Annotated in this window: 15 protein-coding genes and 1 pseudogene; 2 read left to right on the top strand and 14 right to left on the bottom strand. The window is 45.9% G+C overall.

Annotation, left to right across the window (positions count from 1 at the left end):
* From rlmD to IEV16_RS05440, 3 genes are all read right to left on the bottom strand, one after another.
* Entirely contained in the window at window positions 1-1,326 is a 1,326-nt protein-coding gene (rlmD, locus tag IEV16_RS05450; RefSeq protein WP_188364665.1) for a 23S rRNA (uracil(1939)-C(5))-methyltransferase RlmD, read from the bottom strand.
* 2 nt (window positions 1,327-1,328) lie between these two features.
* Window positions 1,329-1,943 carry a DUF1318 domain-containing protein gene (locus IEV16_RS05445; protein WP_188364664.1) on the bottom strand — a complete coding sequence of 205 codons (615 nt, stop codon included), beginning with the start codon at window positions 1,941-1,943 and terminating at the stop codon, window positions 1,329-1,331.
* A gap of 86 nt (window positions 1,944-2,029) precedes the next feature.
* Window positions 2,030-3,940 carry an intermembrane phospholipid transport YdbH family protein gene (locus IEV16_RS05440; protein WP_188364663.1) on the bottom strand — a complete coding sequence of 637 codons (1,911 nt, stop codon included), beginning with the start codon at window positions 3,938-3,940 and terminating at the stop codon, window positions 2,030-2,032.
* A 117-nt stretch (window positions 3,941-4,057) separates the two neighbouring features.
* Between IEV16_RS05440 and IEV16_RS05435 the strand changes: the two genes are divergently transcribed.
* Window positions 4,058-4,774, top strand: coding sequence for a response regulator (locus IEV16_RS05435; protein ID WP_188364662.1), 717 nt, complete (start codon window positions 4,058-4,060; stop codon window positions 4,772-4,774).
* A 5-nt stretch (window positions 4,775-4,779) separates the two neighbouring features.
* Here the strand turns inward: IEV16_RS05435 and IEV16_RS05430 are convergent, their stop codons facing one another.
* The 5 genes and pseudogenes from IEV16_RS05430 to hisC all read right to left on the bottom strand — a co-directional run bounded on the left by IEV16_RS05430 (window position 4,780) and on the right by hisC (window position 10,207).
* Entirely contained in the window at window positions 4,780-5,076 is a 297-nt protein-coding gene (locus tag IEV16_RS05430) for an integration host factor subunit beta (RefSeq protein ID WP_188364728.1), read from the bottom strand.
* Between the two features lie 241 nt (window positions 5,077-5,317).
* On the bottom strand, window positions 5,318-6,976 hold the full coding sequence (rpsA, locus tag IEV16_RS05425) for a 30S ribosomal protein S1 (protein ID WP_188364661.1): 1,659 nt from the start codon (window positions 6,974-6,976) through the stop codon (window positions 5,318-5,320).
* Between the two features lie 101 nt (window positions 6,977-7,077).
* Entirely contained in the window at window positions 7,078-7,770 is a 693-nt protein-coding gene (cmk, locus tag IEV16_RS13610; RefSeq protein ID WP_443093951.1) for a (d)CMP kinase, read from the bottom strand.
* 12 nt (window positions 7,771-7,782) lie between these two features.
* Window positions 7,783-9,087: pseudogene (gene aroA, locus IEV16_RS13605) on the bottom strand (3-phosphoshikimate 1-carboxyvinyltransferase); the annotation flags it as partial.
* Between the two features lie 4 nt (window positions 9,088-9,091).
* Window positions 9,092-10,207: a histidinol-phosphate transaminase gene (gene hisC / locus IEV16_RS05415; RefSeq protein WP_188364659.1), complete on the bottom strand. Its 1,116-nt coding sequence runs from the start codon at window positions 10,205-10,207 to the stop codon at window positions 9,092-9,094.
* A 174-nt stretch (window positions 10,208-10,381) separates the two neighbouring features.
* Here hisC and hemN point away from each other — a divergent pair, with 174 nt between their 5' ends.
* The gene (hemN, locus tag IEV16_RS05410; RefSeq protein WP_188364658.1) at window positions 10,382-11,782 is read left to right on the top strand and encodes an oxygen-independent coproporphyrinogen III oxidase; all 1,401 of its coding nucleotides are present in this window, start codon (window positions 10,382-10,384) and stop codon (window positions 11,780-11,782) included.
* Here hemN and IEV16_RS05405 read toward each other — a convergent pair.
* From IEV16_RS05405 to nuoN, 6 genes are read right to left on the bottom strand one after another with little or no spacing between them, the layout of a single operon-like run.
* Entirely contained in the window at window positions 11,779-13,212 is a 1,434-nt protein-coding gene (locus tag IEV16_RS05405; RefSeq protein ID WP_188364657.1) for a tetratricopeptide repeat protein, read from the bottom strand. The two genes, hemN and IEV16_RS05405, sit on opposite strands and share 4 nt — an antisense overlap.
* Window position 13,213: 1 nt before the next feature.
* On the bottom strand, window positions 13,214-14,290 hold the full coding sequence (gene prfA / locus IEV16_RS05400; RefSeq protein ID WP_188364656.1) for a peptide chain release factor 1: 1,077 nt from the start codon (window positions 14,288-14,290) through the stop codon (window positions 13,214-13,216).
* Complete coding sequence (gene hemA, locus IEV16_RS05395) at window positions 14,274-15,524, bottom strand: glutamyl-tRNA reductase (RefSeq protein ID WP_268234400.1); 1,251 nt, start codon at window positions 15,522-15,524, stop codon at window positions 14,274-14,276. Before hemA ends, prfA begins: the two co-directional genes overlap by 17 nt.
* 29 nt (window positions 15,525-15,553) lie before the next feature.
* Complete coding sequence (locus tag IEV16_RS05390) at window positions 15,554-16,651, bottom strand: 5-(carboxyamino)imidazole ribonucleotide synthase (RefSeq protein ID WP_188364654.1); 1,098 nt, start codon at window positions 16,649-16,651, stop codon at window positions 15,554-15,556.
* Entirely contained in the window at window positions 16,648-17,151 is a 504-nt protein-coding gene (purE, locus tag IEV16_RS05385) for a 5-(carboxyamino)imidazole ribonucleotide mutase (protein ID WP_188364653.1), read from the bottom strand. The genes IEV16_RS05390 and purE overlap by 4 nt, the downstream gene beginning before the upstream one ends.
* 3 nt (window positions 17,152-17,154) lie before the next feature.
* Window positions 17,155-18,603: an NADH-quinone oxidoreductase subunit NuoN gene (gene nuoN, locus IEV16_RS05380; protein WP_188364652.1), complete on the bottom strand. Its 1,449-nt coding sequence runs from the start codon at window positions 18,601-18,603 to the stop codon at window positions 17,155-17,157.

Raw genomic sequence — 18,603 nt, 5'->3', positions numbered from 1 at the left:
TTATTTCCGGGTAAAAACAGCCATGGATTCCACGTGCGAGGTGTGTGGAAACATGTCCATGACACCGGCAGATTCCATGGTAAAACCCAAATCATTCACTAATCGCCCGCTGTCTCTGGCCAAACTCGCCGGATGACAGGAAACATACACCAGGGTTTTGGCTGTTGTTTTGGCAATCAAAGGCAAAATATCCCAGGCACCGCTACGTGGCGGATCAATTAAAACATGACTGAAATCCTGTTTAAGCCAGGTACTTTGGCTGTGGTCTTCAGTCAAGTCAGCGGTGTAAAACGCAACATGGTTTAAGCCATTTAAAATGGCGTTGTGACGCGCCCGCTCCACCAGTTGCTGATCACCTTCGACACCTGTCACCTGTTGACAATAACGCGCCATGGGTAATGTGAAATTACCCAGACCACAAAATAAATCCAATACCCTGGATTCATTGTTTAATTCCAATACCGATAAAACCCGGTCTATCATCTGTTCATTCATGGCCTGATTGACTTGTATGAAATCATTCGGCAAAAATTCGTAACGCAAGGCGTGATGTGGCAACTCAAAAATCAAAGGCGCATATTCAGGTGCGATGGCTGTGACAGTGTCCGGTCCTTTTGATTGCAAAAATAATTGAACACCATGGGTATCTGCAAAATCTTTCAATAAATCCATGTCCGCCTCTGACAGCGGTCGCATGTGACGTAAGATCAAAGCCGGCTGTTGATCCCCCAAAGCACATTCAACTTGTGGAATATGGGTTCTGATGGACATTTTCAAAACCAATGCCTGCAACGGCTTAATCAGATCAGCCAAAGGCTTTTCGAGCACCAGACAATCATCCATATCGGCCACAAAACGACCGTTCTTCTCACGAAACCCCACCAGAACTTTATCTTTACCCGCCACCCATTTGACACTTAACCGCGCCCGTCTGCGGTAATGCCAGTGACGGTCGCTTAAATGGGGCAACCAACGCAGCGGTTGCAAGTGAGCCATTTTATCAAGGTTATACTTTAAGGTATTGAATTTAAAGTCAATCTGCTTTTCATCACTCACGTGCATCATGGTACAGCCGTTACAACGGTCATAAAATTCACAAGCAGGTTCAACCCGATCAGACGAGGGTTTTTCAACCGACTGAGCCGTGGCCTCATCAAAATGGCGGGTGCGTCGGTTTAACTGCGCCACAACCGTTTCTCCCGGTAACGCATTTTGCACGAACACCACTTTATCATTGTGACGAGCAATACCCCGTCCGTCATGGCTTAAATCGGTGATGGTCAGTTGAATCGGTTCTTTGGGCAACCGCTGTCGTCCTCTCGCCATATTTATTTTTTCACCCAGCGTCCGGAATTATCCTGATACAGCCAGCCTGATTCAGCCTGGGCAATCCATTGCTTAACAAATGCCTGCCGCACCTGATCTTCCCATTCTGGATGGTCATTGGCAATCGCCATTTCACGGTACAAGGCGATGCGATCGCGGTTTTCATCGGCCACCACTTTTTTCACGGCTTGTCGTTCTTTTAAATCCAACTGATCGATATTCACAATTTCCACCAACCCGTCATTGGTAAAACCCACCACATTTTTATTCAAATAATCACGCAGATAATCATTCACCCGCTGTTTCATGCGTGCCGTGATGGCATCAATGGCCGGGGATGACAGCGTAATATCTGCCTTGGGTTGCGCATGTGCGCTGCCTATCAGTAAATTCAACGGATTAAGTGATGCCAGCCAGGAAGTATCCGGTGATTGTCTGATCAGACCCTGGGGATTATCTTGTGTGTCGGTGTCTTTTTGTTCTTCTTTAAGCACATCGCGGACAATTTTCTCAGCCGCTGACTCCATTTCGGCCGCCGGAAAATACACATTGATGGTGACACAAGCGGCCACCAATAAACTGCCCAATAATATGCCTGTTTTACTGAAAATACTCATGTTGCACCTCATTAAAATTGTGGAAAAAGAATAATAACACGAATTATAGAGAACGGGTGTTAACCGGGGCTGAATTAAACAACGTTCTATGAGTCATAACTGGCATTCAGTAAGCGGCTGATAAACACGTCCCAAGCAATTTGCCGGGCGTAGCCGACAATGTTTATTTTCGGCAAGCCACCGCCTTCGACAATGGTGAACCGACCATCCTGGTTATCAATACCACCAATTTGACACACTGAATTATGGAGTTTGCAGCTTAATTTGATTTTCTTGTATTTGAATTCTTCAAAAAAACGTAAAAAAGTCCGCGATATGGCCCCTTTAATTCCGCCAATGGCTGAAATATTTTCAATTGCTTTTTGACTGATGGTCTGATCACTGTTTTCAGTTTTAACACTGTAAACGGTGGCGTCCATTCGATCTACCTTCCAGTTTGTAATACGCAGGTGATCAATAAAACCCGACAAACGACCGGTGATTAAACCAAAATCATAGGTCTGCGTTAACAGGGCTAAATCCAACAGATTAATATCGACATCCGCGGCAATCACAGGCGCCACGCCGAATAATCGCTCCATGGATAAATTCTGAAAACGAATTGAACCGTCAAAAACCGATAAATGCAGGGTACCGTCAAATGCAATCACATGACCGGATTTAACCATGCCGGGTAATTGTCCACTGATTTGACCGGCCAGTTGCGGCCAGTTTAAAGCCTGTGAAATCGGTAACAAAGAAATCGGTTCAATTTCAGCATCCATTTTAACCGCAGCCGGTTCTTCGGCCATAAAACCATCCACCGTCAACCGCTGAATCACCAGTGCCCCGTCAAAAATAGGCAACACATGACGACCATATAAACTCAAATCATCCTCACTGATATTAAACCTCAAATCCGCTGCCTGAATCGGTAAACCTGATAAAACCAGTGAATGCCAGGACAGGCTTGACGGTTGACTGGTCTGATGCCATTGCCAGTCCACTTTTCCATTCAAACCGGCTATCGCCAGTTTTCGCTTTTGATTGGTGAATGAAAAATCTTTAAAATCGGCGGTCATGTGCGCCACCCGTGGTCCATGTCCGGATGCGTTTACTTCAAAACCACCGGCAGCCTGATTTTTGTTAAAACCATAAATTTCCAGGACACTGTTGGTGATGTGCTTGTTAAACAATGTACTGTCTGTAATCTCGAGGCGGCCCTGCCAATCACCCATATTAAAATCCTCGCTCAGTATCATTTCACCCGTGGCCTCAAAGGCGGTTTCATTATCCAGTTGCCATTGAATCACATAATCAGAATCACGGCTGTCAACTTTCAAATCCAACACCAATGGAAATTCAGAAAAATTCACATAGACCTGTTTCAATAAAGCTTCACCCTGATTGATTCGCACCCTGGCTGACACCGTTTGTTGCCGGCTAAGCCAGTCAAAATCAATGCGTCCTGACAATCCCAAGGCAATCAAATCATCACTGTGCTCATAGTCCAAACCGGAAAATTGAATACCTTCGAGGCTTTTGACCGCACCATCATCCAAATCAACAGCCACCACCCCGTTGGCTTGAGCGGATAAATTATCTTTGATGGAAGTCAATAAGGGTGGCAGCCATTTTTTAATGGGCCAATCAGTCAGCTCAATCCGTTGTCGCTGCCGCGCACTGTCATAATTAAAAACCATGGTTTTGTCCTGATCCACAGCATTGACTTTTAACACATTGTTAAGGACATCATAATCGACCCGACCCGATAACTGCAGTTGATTTTGTTGCAAGTGAAAGCGCAGGTCGGCTTGTTGGCAATGGTGAAACGGATAGACATCAACCGTGTGATGACAGCGGTAACGGATGTCATTTATTTGTATATCCGGTGCCATATACAGTTGTTTGATGTCGAGGATGGTGCTTGATTGTTGCTGCAAAAGCTGCAGACCCTTGAGCCTGTATTGCGGTTCTTCAGCCACCAGATTAACCGCAATCAACAGCAATCCCAGCATGGCGAAAGTCCTAAAAATGTATGAAGTGCAGCAATTGAAGGTCATTAACATGCTTGATTTTTCATCTTTTCATCGGTAATCTTATCAACATACGGGACAGCACAGGGAGTTGTAACCATGGAACATTTAGCCATATTGGTGGTTGATGATAACCACATTAATCGTCTTTATTTAAAGACCATTTTAACCCAATGGCATCATCATGTCACTGAAGCTGACAGTGGTGCCAGTGCCCTGTCGGTATGTCGGCAACAAGACTTTGACTTAATTTTGATGGACATACGCATGCAACCCATGGATGGTATCACGGCGGCGAAAAACATAAAACAACTTCAGAATCACAATAAAACCCCTATAGTGGCGGTTTCAGCGGAACCCCTTGATTGCACACCCCATCCTCAGTTCACCCGGTCTTTGGTCAAGCCATTAAATAAGTCTGTGTTAAAAGAATTGATACAAAACACACCGATAAAACGACCAAAAAAGATAAAATATGACAATCCGTTTGATGAAAAACAGGCTTTGGCCATTTCCCACGGAGATACGGAAATTGTAGAAAAGTTACGCACATTATTTATCAAAGAATTACCGCAGGAAATGCAAAAAATCGAACAACTGCACGACAATAAGTTGTGGTCGGAACTGGATAAACAATTACATTATTTACAAGGTTCGGCCCGGGTTTGTGCGGCCGCAGGAATGACTGAGGTTTTAGAAAATTATCGCCGGCAGCTGGCTGATGAACGTTTCGATAGATCTGAGGTTTGCTTAATGAAATTTAAAAAGGCGGCGGCCCGAATTTTAAAGCAACCCCCTCCTACAAACCTGTTCTGACAGGCTTATTGACCCACCTGGGTTTTAACCCGCTCTTTGAGGTCTTTACCGGGTTTGAAGTGGGGTGCGTATTTAGCACCCAGTGGTACCGGCTCACCGGTTTTTGGATTGCGACCCATGCGGGGTTTTCGCTCACGCAGGGTAAAACTGCCAAAACCGCGTATTTCAATGCGACGACCTTCAGAAATGGACGTGCTCATATATTGAATAAGCTCTTTTACCGAAAGGCTTACATCAGATTTAGACAGTTCGCTTTGGGCAAACTTATCAGCCAGGATTTCAATCAGTTCTGAACGGGTTATGGATTCTTTCATAGTGCGATAATTATAACCAAACAAACAAAAATAAACAGTGAAAAATCAAACATATCAGATGATTACCGCAAAGAGAAGCCAAGAATGTTGTGTCATGACGTCAAATCCTTAACATGTGACAAATATCAGTCGGTTTTTATTCGTAAAAAGGAAGACCCGATTGAAATCTGATAATCGACAAAAAAAGGCGACCTGATGGCCGCCTTTTAATGGTTAGAAATAAAACAAATTAATCATCCATTTTTTCTTTTAACAGATCACCCAAACTGGTGGTGCCTGATGCGCCTTTTTGGTACTCATCCAAAACATCTTTCAGCTCATCATTTTCTTTGGCCTTAACCGATAGGACCAACATTTTTTTGCGCCGATCCATGGAAACAAATTTGGCTTCCACTTTATCGCCGACCGCATAGACTTCACTGACATCATTGGTGCGCTCTTTGGATACATCAAAGGCCTTCAAAATGCCGTTAACACCGTCTTCAAGTTCTAAAATGGCCTGCTTTTCATCGACTTCAATCACTTCACCGGTCACCAGTGAGCCTTTGGGATTATTGGCCACAAATGAACCGAACGGATCTTGCTCAAGCTGTTTGATGCCCAGAGAAACACGCTCTCTTTCAGCGTCAATGACCAACACAACGGCTTTCACCAGATCGCCTTTTTTGTAGTTACGAATGGCTTGTTCGCCGGCATCTGACCAGGAAATGTCAGACAAATGAACCAGACCATCAATACCACCGTCCAGACCAATGAAAATACCAAAGTCAGTAATGGATTTGATTTTACCTTCAATCACATCACCTTTTTGCGCGTTTTCAGAGAAAATAACCCATGGATTGGGTTTACATTGCTTCATACCCAGAGATATGCGGCGTTTGCCTTCTTCAATATCAAGAATACAGACTTCAACCTCATCACCGGGCTGAACCACTTTGGCGGGGTTGATGTTCTTATTGGTCCAGTCAATTTCAGACACGTGCACCAAACCTTCGATGCCGTCTTCAATTTCAACAAAACAACCGTAATCGGTGATGTTGGTGACGCGTCCAAAATGACGTGACCCCACTGGATGACGGCGTGACAAATCCTTCCACGGATCTTCGCCCAGTTGTTTCAAGCCCAATGAAACCCGTTGACTTTCTTTGTCGAATTTTAATACACGAACTTCCAGTTCCTGACCAATCTCAACCACCTCAGAAGGATGGTTAACACGCTTCCATGACATGTCAGTAATGTGTAATAAGCCATCGATACCGCCTAAGTCCAGGAACGCACCGTAATCGGTTAAGTTCTTCACGATACCTTTAACAATGGCGCCATCTTCCAAGGACTCCAGTAATTTCTCTCGATCTTCAGAATATTCAGATTCAACCACAGCACGTCGCGAAACCACCACGTTATTGCGTTTTTGATCCAGTTTGATGACTTTGAATTCCAGGTCTTTGCCTTCTAAATATCCCGGATCACGCACCGGCCGCACATCCACCAAAGAACCCGGCAAAAACGCCCGAATGTCTTTCAGTTCAACAGTAAAACCACCACGCACTTTAGAGGTGATTTGACCAATCACAATTTGGTCGGTCTCCATGGCCATGCGCAACTGATCCCAAACCAGCATACGTTTGGCTTTTTCTCGTGACAACACGGTTTCGCCAAATCCATTTTCATATTTCTCCAGGGCCACTTCGACTTCATCACCGATGTGAACGGAATCGTCGTCATCACCAAATTCTTCCAAAGGAATCACGCCCTCAGATTTTAAACCGGCGTCAACAACCGCAAAGCCATTTTCGATGTCAACCACTTTGCCTTTAACAATGGTGCCGGGAATGATGTTTTTTTCGGCCAGATCCTGGTCGAGAAGGGTTTCAAAATTTTCGCTCATATAATATTCCGGTAAACAAACAGATGGTTTACCTTGTCTTCTGTATCGGCTTGCCCGATACTCGTTGGTTTTGGTTACCGCAGTAACCGCTCAATTATTAACTAACCTGTGGATGATGCATCACTTGTCACCAAGGATAAGTTGTCATGCACCAGTTGCATGGCCAGTTCATACACTTTATCGATGCTTAAATCACCGGTGTCGATAACAATCGCATCATCAGCCGGCACCAAAGGCGCCACGGCCCGACCCGAGTCCCGTTGATCACGGGCTTCGATGTCCTTTAAAAGGTCGCGGATTTTAACATCGACACCCGCACTTTGCAATTGTTTATAACGTCTTTCTGCCCGAATTGTCGCTGAAGCGGTTAAAAACAGTTTCAAGGGGGCGTTTTTAAACACCACGGTACCCATATCCCGTCCATCTGCCACCAGACCGGGCGGTTTCAGAAAAGCCTGTTGGCGGTGCAACAAAGCCGTTCGAACAGCCGCCACCGGTGCCACTTGAGACGCCACTTTGGCACATTGCTCACTGCGCAGACGGGCGGTGACATTTTCACCATCTAACATGATCCGTGTACCCCTGTCTGCGTCCACTTCAAAATGCAAATCCAGTTCTGTGGCAGCCTGAATCCAGTCATCCTCATCGGCATCCACCAACGCATCCTTAATGATTTTCAAGGCCAGCGCCCGGTAAATAGCACCGGAATCCAACAAATGCCAACCCAGCGACCGGGCCAGCCGGCTGCATAATGTACCTTTTCCAACCCCTGAAGGTCCATCAACGGCTATCACAGGCAACGGTCGTTCAGTGTTCACACCCAAATCATTGCACACCTGAAAAAATCCGGGAAACGATGTGTTGATGTTATGACAACCACGCACTGAAATGGGCCGATCTGTTAACGCCGAAGCCACCAGAAAGCTCATCGCACACCTATGATCACCATGACCGTCAACGATACCCGAACCCAATTGACCACCATAAATAACGGCACCATCACTAAGTTCCTCACAGTCAATGCCCAAACGTTTAAGACCTTGACACATCACCGCAATGCGGTCGCTTTCTTTGTGACGCAGTTCTTCGGCACCGGTCAGCCTTGTGGTGCCCTGCGCCAAGGCCGCGGCAATAAACAGTATGGGAAACTCATCGATGGCTGAAGCGATGTATTTATTCGGAATATCAATGCCCTGCAACTGGCTGCTTTTAATGCGCACATCCGCCACCGGTTCACCGCCTTGTTCAGTTTGATTAAAAACCGTGATATCAGCACCCATATCCTGAAGTATATGAATGACCGCTGCGCGGGTCGGATTGATGCTGACCTGATTAATGACAAAGTCAGCCTGGGGATGCAACACACCCAAGACCATAAAAAAGGCCGCTGAGGACACATCACCCGGCACCAGAATATCTTGTGCGGTGAGTTTTTCAGGTGCAGTGATGCGCACAGTCAGGCCATCACGTTGCACTTCACAACCAAAGCCTTTCAGCATGGTCTCTGTGTGATCGCGTGACAATTGCGGTTCGGTCACGGATGTGGAACCGTTGGCATATAAGCCGGCCAGCAAAATGGCACTTTTCACCTGGGCACTGGCCACCGGGCTATGGTAATCAATGCCTGTTAATCCGATGGCGGGTTCAAAATGTAACGGTGCAGTGTAATTATCCGATTCAATGCGTGCGCCCATTCGGGTTAACGGTTCGATGATGCGCTTCATCGGCCGCTGACTTAAGGATTCATCACCCACCAAAGTACTTGAAAATGATTGCGCTGCCAGCAAACCCGCCAGAAGACGCATGCCGGTGCCGGCATTGCCACAATCCAAAACATCATCAGCTTCAGTTAAACCGTGTAAGCCCACACCCTGCACCACGAAATCATCACCGGATGCCTCTATGGACACACCCAGCGCCTGCATGATTTTCATCGTAGCCAAACAATCCGCTGAATTCAAAAATCCGCTGATGGTACTGCGCCCCTCACTGATGCCCGCCAAAATTACCGACCGATGAGAAATTGATTTGTCGCCGGGAACTGAAATTTCACCGGCCAGTTGCAGCGGCGCACGCAGGCGAAAAGTATCCTGGGGTTGAATAACTGTCATTGAATTAAGCAACTGCGGTCGGTAACAGATTAATTAAACGTTGTATCTGATTTTCGCTACCAATGGTGATTCTTAAACTGTTCGGTAATCCGTAGTTCGCCACCGGCCGTGTGATGATGCCATTATGTAGCAGATGCTCATAAATTGGCATCGCATCCTGTGCAAAATCAACCAACAGGAAGTTGCCTTTAGAGGGTACATAGCGCAGTTTCAATTCATCACAGCAATCGCAGAGCAGCTCTAAACCTTTGGCATTAACAGCCATGGATTTTTGAATAAAATCTGCATCGTCAATGGCTGCCTCTGCGGCTTTTAAGGCCAGTGAATTGACGTTAAAAGGTTGCCGTATGCGGTTGATAACATTGGCAATATCGGGGTGACTTAAGCTGTAACCAACCCGTAACCCCGCCAGTCCATAGGCTTTTGAAAATGTCCGGGTAACCACCAGGTTAGGAAACTCAGATAACCACAGACTGCCATCAACCCGCATGGATTCGGGTGAATATTCCAGATACGCTTCATCCAGCACCACTATCACATCTTCCGGTACCTGTTGAATAAAATTATACAATGCCTGTTTTGTCAGAAATGAACCGGTAGGATTATTCGGATTGGCAATGAAAATAAGCCGGGTTTGGGCGTCTATGGCGGCTGCCATGGCGTCCAAATCGCAACCAAGCGGTGAATCGCTGTCCCATCCCAACGCCGGAATCATTTTATGGGTGGCGCCGATGGCTTGAATCGCGATCGGATACACCGCAAAACTGTATTGTGAATAAATGGCATTATGAGCCGCCGATAAAAAGGCCTCAGCCAGCAGCACCAGTACGTCATTGGAACCGTTACCTAAAGTGATTTGATCCATCCCGACACCATGCTTTTCAGCCAGGGCTTTTTTTAATTCAAATCCATTGCCGTCAGGGTATAAAGCTAATTCGGACATTAAAGGTGCTATGGCGGCCATCGCTTTGGGGCTGGGGCCAAGCGGGTTTTCGTTGGAAGCCAGTTTTATGATGTTTTCAATCCCCAATTCACGCTCCAGCTCACTGATGGGTTTTCCGGGGACGTAGGGGTTAAGTTTTTGCACACCGGGCACTGCCAGGGCTTTGAAATCAGTCATAAAAGGCTCGTTGTAAAAACCTGCTATTGTGCCGATTTCAGGTCAATAAAGCAAGTCAGACAAGCGTCAGTGAAGCCATTTACATTCGCTCAATTTAGCCGGAAATTGACGCATATCATGTTATCTGAGGGTTTATCAATTATAATGACGATTTTGCCCACATGACAGTCGATTATGAGTTTACAACAACCACTCACCGTTCATTTTGATAAAGAGCTGATAAAAAAATACAATTTAACCGGCCCTCGCTACACGTCTTATCCGACCGCTGTTGTTTTTAATGATGATTACAACGAACAGGCTCATCTGGAGAATTTAAAAAGTCAGTATCAGGGCGCCGCACATGATCCGCTGTCTTTGTATTTTCATATTCCCTTTTGTGATACCCTGTGTTTTTTCTGCGCCTGCAACAAAATTACCACCAAAAAACGTGATAAAGCCGATACATACATCGACTTTTTAGAACAAGAAATTAAACTACAATCCAGCCATATTGCCGAGACAAGGGTTGTTGAGCAACTTCATTTTGGCGGCGGCACGCCCACTTTTCTAACCGCCCCCCAACACCACCGCCTGATGGATTTAATTGACCGGCATTTTACTTTACTGAGTGATGACCGCCGAGATTATTCGATTGAGATTGATCCGCGTGAAGCCGATGAAAACACCATTCAGCGGTTGGCAGATACAGGCTTTAACCGTTTTTCCATGGGGGTTCAGGATGTTCAAGAAAAAGTCCAAAAGGCGGTTAACCGCATTCAGCCCATCAGCATGACCCGAAATGTCATTGAAGCCTGTCGATCACATAAGGCCAAATCCATTAACGTGGATTTGATTTATGGCTTACCCTTTCAAACCTTACAATCTTTTGAGGATACCTTAGAACAAATCATTGAACTGTCACCCGATCGTTTATCGGTGTTTAATTATGCCCATATGCCGCATTTATTTATGCCGCAAAAACGCATTCATGAGACCGACCTGCCCTCAGCAGATGAAAAACTGGATATTCTACAAATGACCATCCAGACATTAGCCGACGCCGGTTATGTCTATATCGGCATGGACCATTTTGCCAAACCCGATGATGAGCTGGCTTTGGCGCAGCAAAACGGCACTTTACAGCGTAACTTCCAGGGCTACACCACCCATGCCGATTGTGATTTACTGGCCATGGGGGTCAGCGCCATCAGTCTGTTTAACAATTGTTTCAGTCAGAATATTAAAACCTCGGACAAATACTACCAACTCTTGAACGAGGGTCACATACCGATTATGAAAGGCTACAAACTTTCCGCCGATGACCTTATTCGCCGGCAGGTGATTCAGGATTTATCCTGTCATTTTTACATTGATAAAACTCAATTAGACAATCGCTTTGACATTAATTTTGATGATTATTTTGCGGATGAATTAAACAGCCTACAATCGATGGCAGAAGACGGCTTGGTGGACATGAGTCAAGACAGTATTCAGGTCAGCGCAAAAGGCCGCTTGCTGATTCGCAATGTCTGTATGGTGTTTGATGCCTATTTAAAACCGGAATCAAAACAGCAGTTTTCACGGGTCATTTAGTCGGCTAAAAACGCTTTTAGTTTTTGCCGTATTAAATCGGCTTCATTGGCTTTATTTTGGGCCTCTAAAACCACAATCAGATGTTCGTAGGTTTCTGCACTGACGCCGGGCTGGCGTAATGATTCACGCAAAAAATGCTCGGCTTTCAGTAAATCACCGCGTTTGTAATGAACCCAACCCAGAGAGTCTAAAATGGCTGAATTGTCAGGCTTGAGTTCATTTGCCCGTTCAATGTAATCCAAAGCCTGATCCAGATTCATGTCATTATCGGCCCAGGTATAGCCCAGTGCATTGAGGGCATCGGCGTGATCAGGTTGTTGCTCAATTATTTTGTTCAAATCTTTTTCAGCAGCTGCCACCTTTTGTTCCTGAGCGTACAACAAAGCCCGGGAATATAACAAATCCGGCTGATCTTTAAAAAACCGTAAACCCTCAGATAATTCGGCAATGGCTTGTTCCGCATCGGTCTGCTCATAGTGGTATTCAGCCGCCATTTGAAATGCCGGAACAGCATATTCCGGTGGCGCATTTTGTACTTGTTTAAACAACACCATGGCCCGATCGGGGTTGTCTTGTTTTAGGTAAACCCGCGCCAGTAATAATTTCGCCGCGTAAATATGTTGGGCATCGTTGACGTCACTCAGTAATGACAACGCGGTGTCGTAATCTGATAACCACAAAGCCACTTCACCATAATCCAGCTTTTCTTCCGGTGTCAGTATCTGCCTGTTAATCACAGCCATTAATTGCTGATACTGTTGTTTGGCCTGTTCAGTTTTATCTTGTTGCAATAGGATTAGTATATATTGATACAATAAACGCGGTTCCTCGCTGTGAATCTTGAGGATGTCTTCGGCAGCAGCTAAATCACCTTGTTGCATTTTTAAAGCGGCATACTGACTGATGTAATCCGTGTTATCAGTCGATTGTTGTAGTAACCACCGGTAATCCTGTTCTGCAGATAAAAAGTCTTTGGCCACCGCCAACAGACGTGCACGCCAATAAACCGCGGCTTCTGATTTGTCCAGTGCAACGGCCTGGTTGCTTAAGGGCAAAGCGGCCGCCAGGTCTTTATGTTGCATCAGTAAGCGACTGAATGCCAGTAAATGGGCTTGAGATTGCTGGATAACAGGACGATTTATCGCTTGCTGAATTAACGGTATCGCTTGTTCACTTGGTAACACCGCTAAAACCATGCGGATATACTGCCAATGACTGTCCTCGTCACCCGCTTTATCTATCATTGTTGCCAACTGTGCAGCGGCGTCATCAAATTGTCTTTCACGCACCGCATCAACCACTTGCTTTTGGGCAATTTGCCATTCACTTTGTGCGATTTCGTCAGTATCGGTTTGCTGGGCTTTCGGTGTCGGACTTTGACAACCGATTAAGGCCAGGCATAACAGTACTGTACATGTTGTTAACTTCATATTATCGTCCCAATTGTGCCAGCAAGTCAGCTTGCTCTGCTTGCTTAAGCGGCTCTATAACAGGTTCTAACTGACCCTCTATAATTTCACCTAATTGATATAATGTCAAATTAATGCGGTGATCGGTGATTCGACCTTGGGGATAATTATAAGTTCGGATTCTTTGCGAACGGTCACCACTTCCGACCTGTAATTTACGTGCTTCAGATTGTTCTGAATGAATGGCTTGTTGTTGGGCAGCCAAGATTCGAGAGGCCAATAAAGACATGGCTTTGGCTTTATTTTTATGTTGTGAACGTTCATCCTGACATTCCACCACGGTGTTGGTTGGTATATGGGTAATACGCACGGCTGAATCGGTGGTGTTTACATGTTGACCGCCGGCACCCGAGGAACGAAAAGTGTCTATTCGCAAATCAGACGGTTTAATATCCACCGACTCCACTTGGTTGACTTCAGGTAAAATGGCCACCGTGCAGGCTGATGTGTGAACCCGCCCCTGCGATTCAGTTTCCGGTACACGCTGCACCCGGTGGGTGCCGGATTCAAATTTTAAATCACCGTAACAGCCTTCACCTTTGATCAATGCGATCACTTCTTTAAAGCCACCATGTTCACCTTCGTGGGTGCTGATAAGCTCGGTTTGCCAACCTTGCTTCTCAGCATAGCGCATGTACATGCGAAATAAATCACCGGCAAAGATCGCCGCTTCATCACCGCCGGTTCCGGCCCTGACTTCCAGATAAATATTTTTATCATCGTTCGGATCTTTGGGAATCAGTAAAACCTTAAGCGATTTCTCCAACTGCTCAAGGCGGGCTTTACTTTCAGCCATACTTTCCTGCGCCAGATCTTTGAGCTCCTCATCGGCCATCATTTCTTTGGCCTCGCTCAATTCCTGCTCAGTGGCCTGATAATTTCTGTAGACTGCAATCAAGGGCTCTAAGTGTGCGTACTCTTTGGATAAATCTCGAAACCTGTTCTGATTGGACATCACGTCAGGCTCAGTCAATAAGCGAGTGATTTCTTCAAAGCGTTCTTCAGCAATGGCCAGTTTCTGTTTAATTTCGGGTGTCATTTTCTATTTCTAAATCAAGGAGTTCAGCCATTAACTTAATGTGTTCTTCATTACCGGATTCAATGACTTTTCGTAAACCCTGCATAATCGGGTGAGCTATTTTCTGACTCACCTGATGGGCCAAAATTTCCATTTTTTGCAAAACCATTTCATCCACATCACCCTGTTTTTTTTCCAGCACCCCCACTTTATCATGGTCAACTTTATGTTGGTATTGCTTTAATAAACCGTGGTACTTTTTTCTTTGCTGCCATTGCATAAACAAGGTGGCTTCGGCTTCAATAATACGGCGCGCTTCTTCCACCGTGTTTTGCCGACGACTCATGTTTTGAGTAATCACTTTTTGCAGATCATCCACCGCATATAAAAACACATCATCCAGCGCTTTAATGGAATCATCGATATCACGCGGCACAGACAAGTCAATCATCACCATTGGCCGGTGCTTGCGGGCCACCAGCGCTTGTTTGGCGGCCGCATGGGTAATTAAATGATGCGGACAAGCGGTGGCGGTGAAAATCAAATCAAATTCACCCAATCTTCGGTTCAAATCCGCTAATGGCATCACCCCGGTATTGAAGATACGGGCCATTTTTTCCGCCTTTGAACGGGTGCGGTTGGTAAGTGTGATGGTGTCTGCCTGATGATTCATCAAATAGCGAATCACCAGCTCCGAGGTCTCACCGGCACCCACCACCAATAATTTTTGTTGTTGCAAATCACCGAATATTTGCCGCCCCAACTGCACCGCACAATGGGCCACAGACACAGGATTACGACCAATTTCGGTTTCTGAACGCACCAACTTAGCGGCTTTAAAAGCCATTTGAAACAATTTATCTAAGGCACTGTCCATGCGCACCTGTCTGGCGGTTTCATAGGCTTTTTTAACCTGGCCCTGAATCTGGGTTTCACCCACCACCAACGAATCGATACCCGCCGTTACTGCAAATAAATGGTTCACCACAGCCTGACCGCTCATCTTATAAATCACATCACGGTTATCCTGTCGGCCGAACGTGTTTTCATAAAAATCTTCAAATGCTTTAACCGAAGACACCGATAAATAATATTCGGTCCGGTTACAGGTACTTAAAATAACCACGGCCCGAATTGCCGGGTGACTGAGGGTCTCTTGTATGTGTGAACGGTAATCTGATTCAGCCACTGTAAACCGCTCACGAATGGCAATATCGGCGGTTTTATGGTTCACTCCAAAAAGACAGATGCTCATGTGATTGACGGGTATTCGGGCTTGACAGCCTAAAGCTGCACACCCAGGCGATTAACTAATTGCAGTATTTTATCATGTAATTGTTGCGGATCCGGTGCCGTCAGGGTGGCGTGACCAATTTTACGTCCGGGTTTGGCTTTTTTGCCATAAATATGCCAGTGTAAACCAATGTCAGTCAAATGATGAACCTGATCGGGGAAAGCGCCAATCCAATTGAGCATGGCGGCCATGCCATCCATACCGGTATCACCCAACGGTAAGTCCAGCCCTGCCCGCAAATGGTTTTCAAATTGTGAGGTGTGCGCACCTTCAATCGTCCAATGGCCTGAATTATGCACCCTTGGGGCAAATTCATTGACCAGCACCTGATGACTTGTCTGGAAAAATTCAACCACCATGACACCCACATACTGCAATGATTCAGCCATCTTGACCGCATATTCAAATGCCTTGTCATCTAATTCATGGGGTTTGGCCGGTACCATGGTGGTGGTTAAAATCCCTGCCTTGTGCTTGTTTTCACACAATGGCCAGGTTTTCATATCACCTGAAGCACTGCGCGCCACAATCACCGACACTTCGCGTTCAAAAGGCACCATTCTTTCTAAAATCAATTCCTGATTAAAAACATCACCCGGAATTTGGCTGATATCCTGCTCTGAGCGAATGAGATACTGGCCTTTGCCGTCATAGCCCATGCGGCGGGTTTTTAAAATGGCAGAAAAGTCGAATTTCCTGGCGGCAAATTTTAATTCAGACAAACCGTTGATGGGTTCAAAGTCAGAGGTCGGTACGTTAATGGAATGACAAAATTGTTTTTCGACCAAACGGTCCTGAGCAATGGCCAGAACATCCGGTGACGGGAACACCGGCTTTTTTTTGGCAATTTGTCGCAAGGTTTCCACCGGTACATTTTCAAAATCCAGTGTCACACAGTCCACCTGCTGACAAAACTCTTCAAGGGCCACCTCGTTGCCGTAATCGGCCACGATCAGAGGGCCGACCTGTCCGGCACAGGCATTTTTACCCGGATCAAAAAAAACAAATTTAAAGCCCAGTGGATAACCGGCCAGCGCCATCATTCGGGCCAGTTGACCCCCGCCTAAAATGCCGATGGTTGGGGTCATGAATCCCCTGCCGGGTTTGGATGATCAAGTACTTTTTGGGTTTGCGCTTGTCGAAACATGTTCAAAGATGCCGCGATATCTTCATCTTTCAGCGCCAAAATGGATGCGGCTGCCAGAGCTGAGTTTTTGGCGCCGGAATCGCCGATACTCATGGTCAACACTGGCACACCGGCAGGCATTTGGACAATTGAAAGCAAAGAATCAACGCCATTGAGGGTTTTGGATTGAATCGGTACACCAATCACCGGCAAGCTTGTTTTAGCGGCCACCATACCGGGTAAATGCGCAGCGCCACCGGCAGCCGCAATAATCACCTGAATGCCGCGACTTTGTGCTGAAGCGGCATATTCCATTAGCTTATCCGGCGTGCGATGGGCCGACACCACTTGCTGTTCATAGCAAACATTGAGTTTGTCCAACATATCTGCAGCCAGTCGCATGGTGCGCCAATCAGATTGCGAACCCATGATAAGACCGACTTGTGGTGTATCAGTGGTCATTATTTACAGCGTTTTTGTGACATAAATACAGTATTGAAACAGCACCGGCAAAATGACCAGCAAGCCCAATTGTGCCAACGCATTAACACTGAGTACAGCTTTCACATCAAAACTGACATCAATCGCCTGGTCTGTTTCAGACTCATCAAAATACATCACTTTAACCACACGCAGGTAGTAAAATGCGCCGATGACAGCAAAAATAACCGCCACAATGGCCAACCACAGGTAACCGGCGGCAATTAAAGCCTGCAGCACATAGAGTTTGGCAAAGAACCCAACCAGCGGCGGCACACCGGCCATCGAAAATAAAATAAGGAGCATCATAAAGGCGTACCAACTGTTGCGCTGATTGAGGCCTTTAAAATCACTGATTTTTTCCGCTTCAATGCCTTTGCTGGATAACAACACAATAACGCCAAATCCACCAATGGCCATAATCAGATAGACAATGATGTAAAACATGGCGGAGGCCACACCATCGGCACCACCCACCAGACCCAACAACATAAATCCGATGTGAGAAATGGTGGAATAGGCAAACATGCGTTTTAAGTTGTCCTGTTGCAGGGCAAAAACATTACCAATCACAATTGATAACAGAGCCAATGAAGCCACCATCGGTTGCCAATAATCAAAGATATTTTCCATACCCTGACTCAACACCCGTACAGCGAGGGCAAAAGCGGCAATTTTCGGCGCGGAAGATAAAAATAACGTGGTGGCCACCGGTGCGCCTTCATACACATCGGGTAACCACATATGAAACGGCACCGCACCCAGTTTAAAAGCAATCCCCACCAAAATAAAAATCAGTCCCAGTACCAGCATCATGTCATTATCTTGACGGGCAATCGCCGCAGAAATTTCGTTGATCTGTAAACTGCCGGTGGCACCGTATAACAAGGACACACCATATAAGAACAATCCCGATGCCATGGCACCGAGGATAAAATACTTCATGGCAGCTTCATTACCTTTAATGTCAGTGCGACTGTAAGCCACAAGGGCATAGGAGCTTAATGCCACCAATTCCAATCCCAGATATAAACTGATGAAGTTGTAACCTGAAATCATCACCATGGTGCCTAAAGTGGCAAACAATAACAAGGCAAAATACTCACCCCGAACATTCTGGTTGGTGCGCAAATACTGTTTCGCATAAAAGAACACGGCAATCATTAAAATATAAACAACAATTTTAAGTAAATCACCAAAACCATCACGTATAAAGCTGCCGTTGAATAATAGTTGTCGGCTAAAATCCACCGTAGCCACATGATCCTTAGCGGTGATTATGATTGCAAACAACATGGTTAATACGGATAAAAATACGATAAATCCGCCACCGCTGCGGTTCGAAGAGTACAAACCCACAATCAAAACCACACAGGCCATGGCCAACACCAACAGTTCCGGTAATGCGGGAATTAATTCAGACCATCCAAACAT

The sequence above is a fragment of the Marinicella pacifica genome, assembly GCF_014636635.1.
Taxonomy (GTDB): Bacteria; Pseudomonadota; Gammaproteobacteria; order Xanthomonadales; family Marinicellaceae; genus Marinicella; species Marinicella pacifica.
This window is presented reverse-complemented; position numbering and strand designations above follow the sequence as displayed.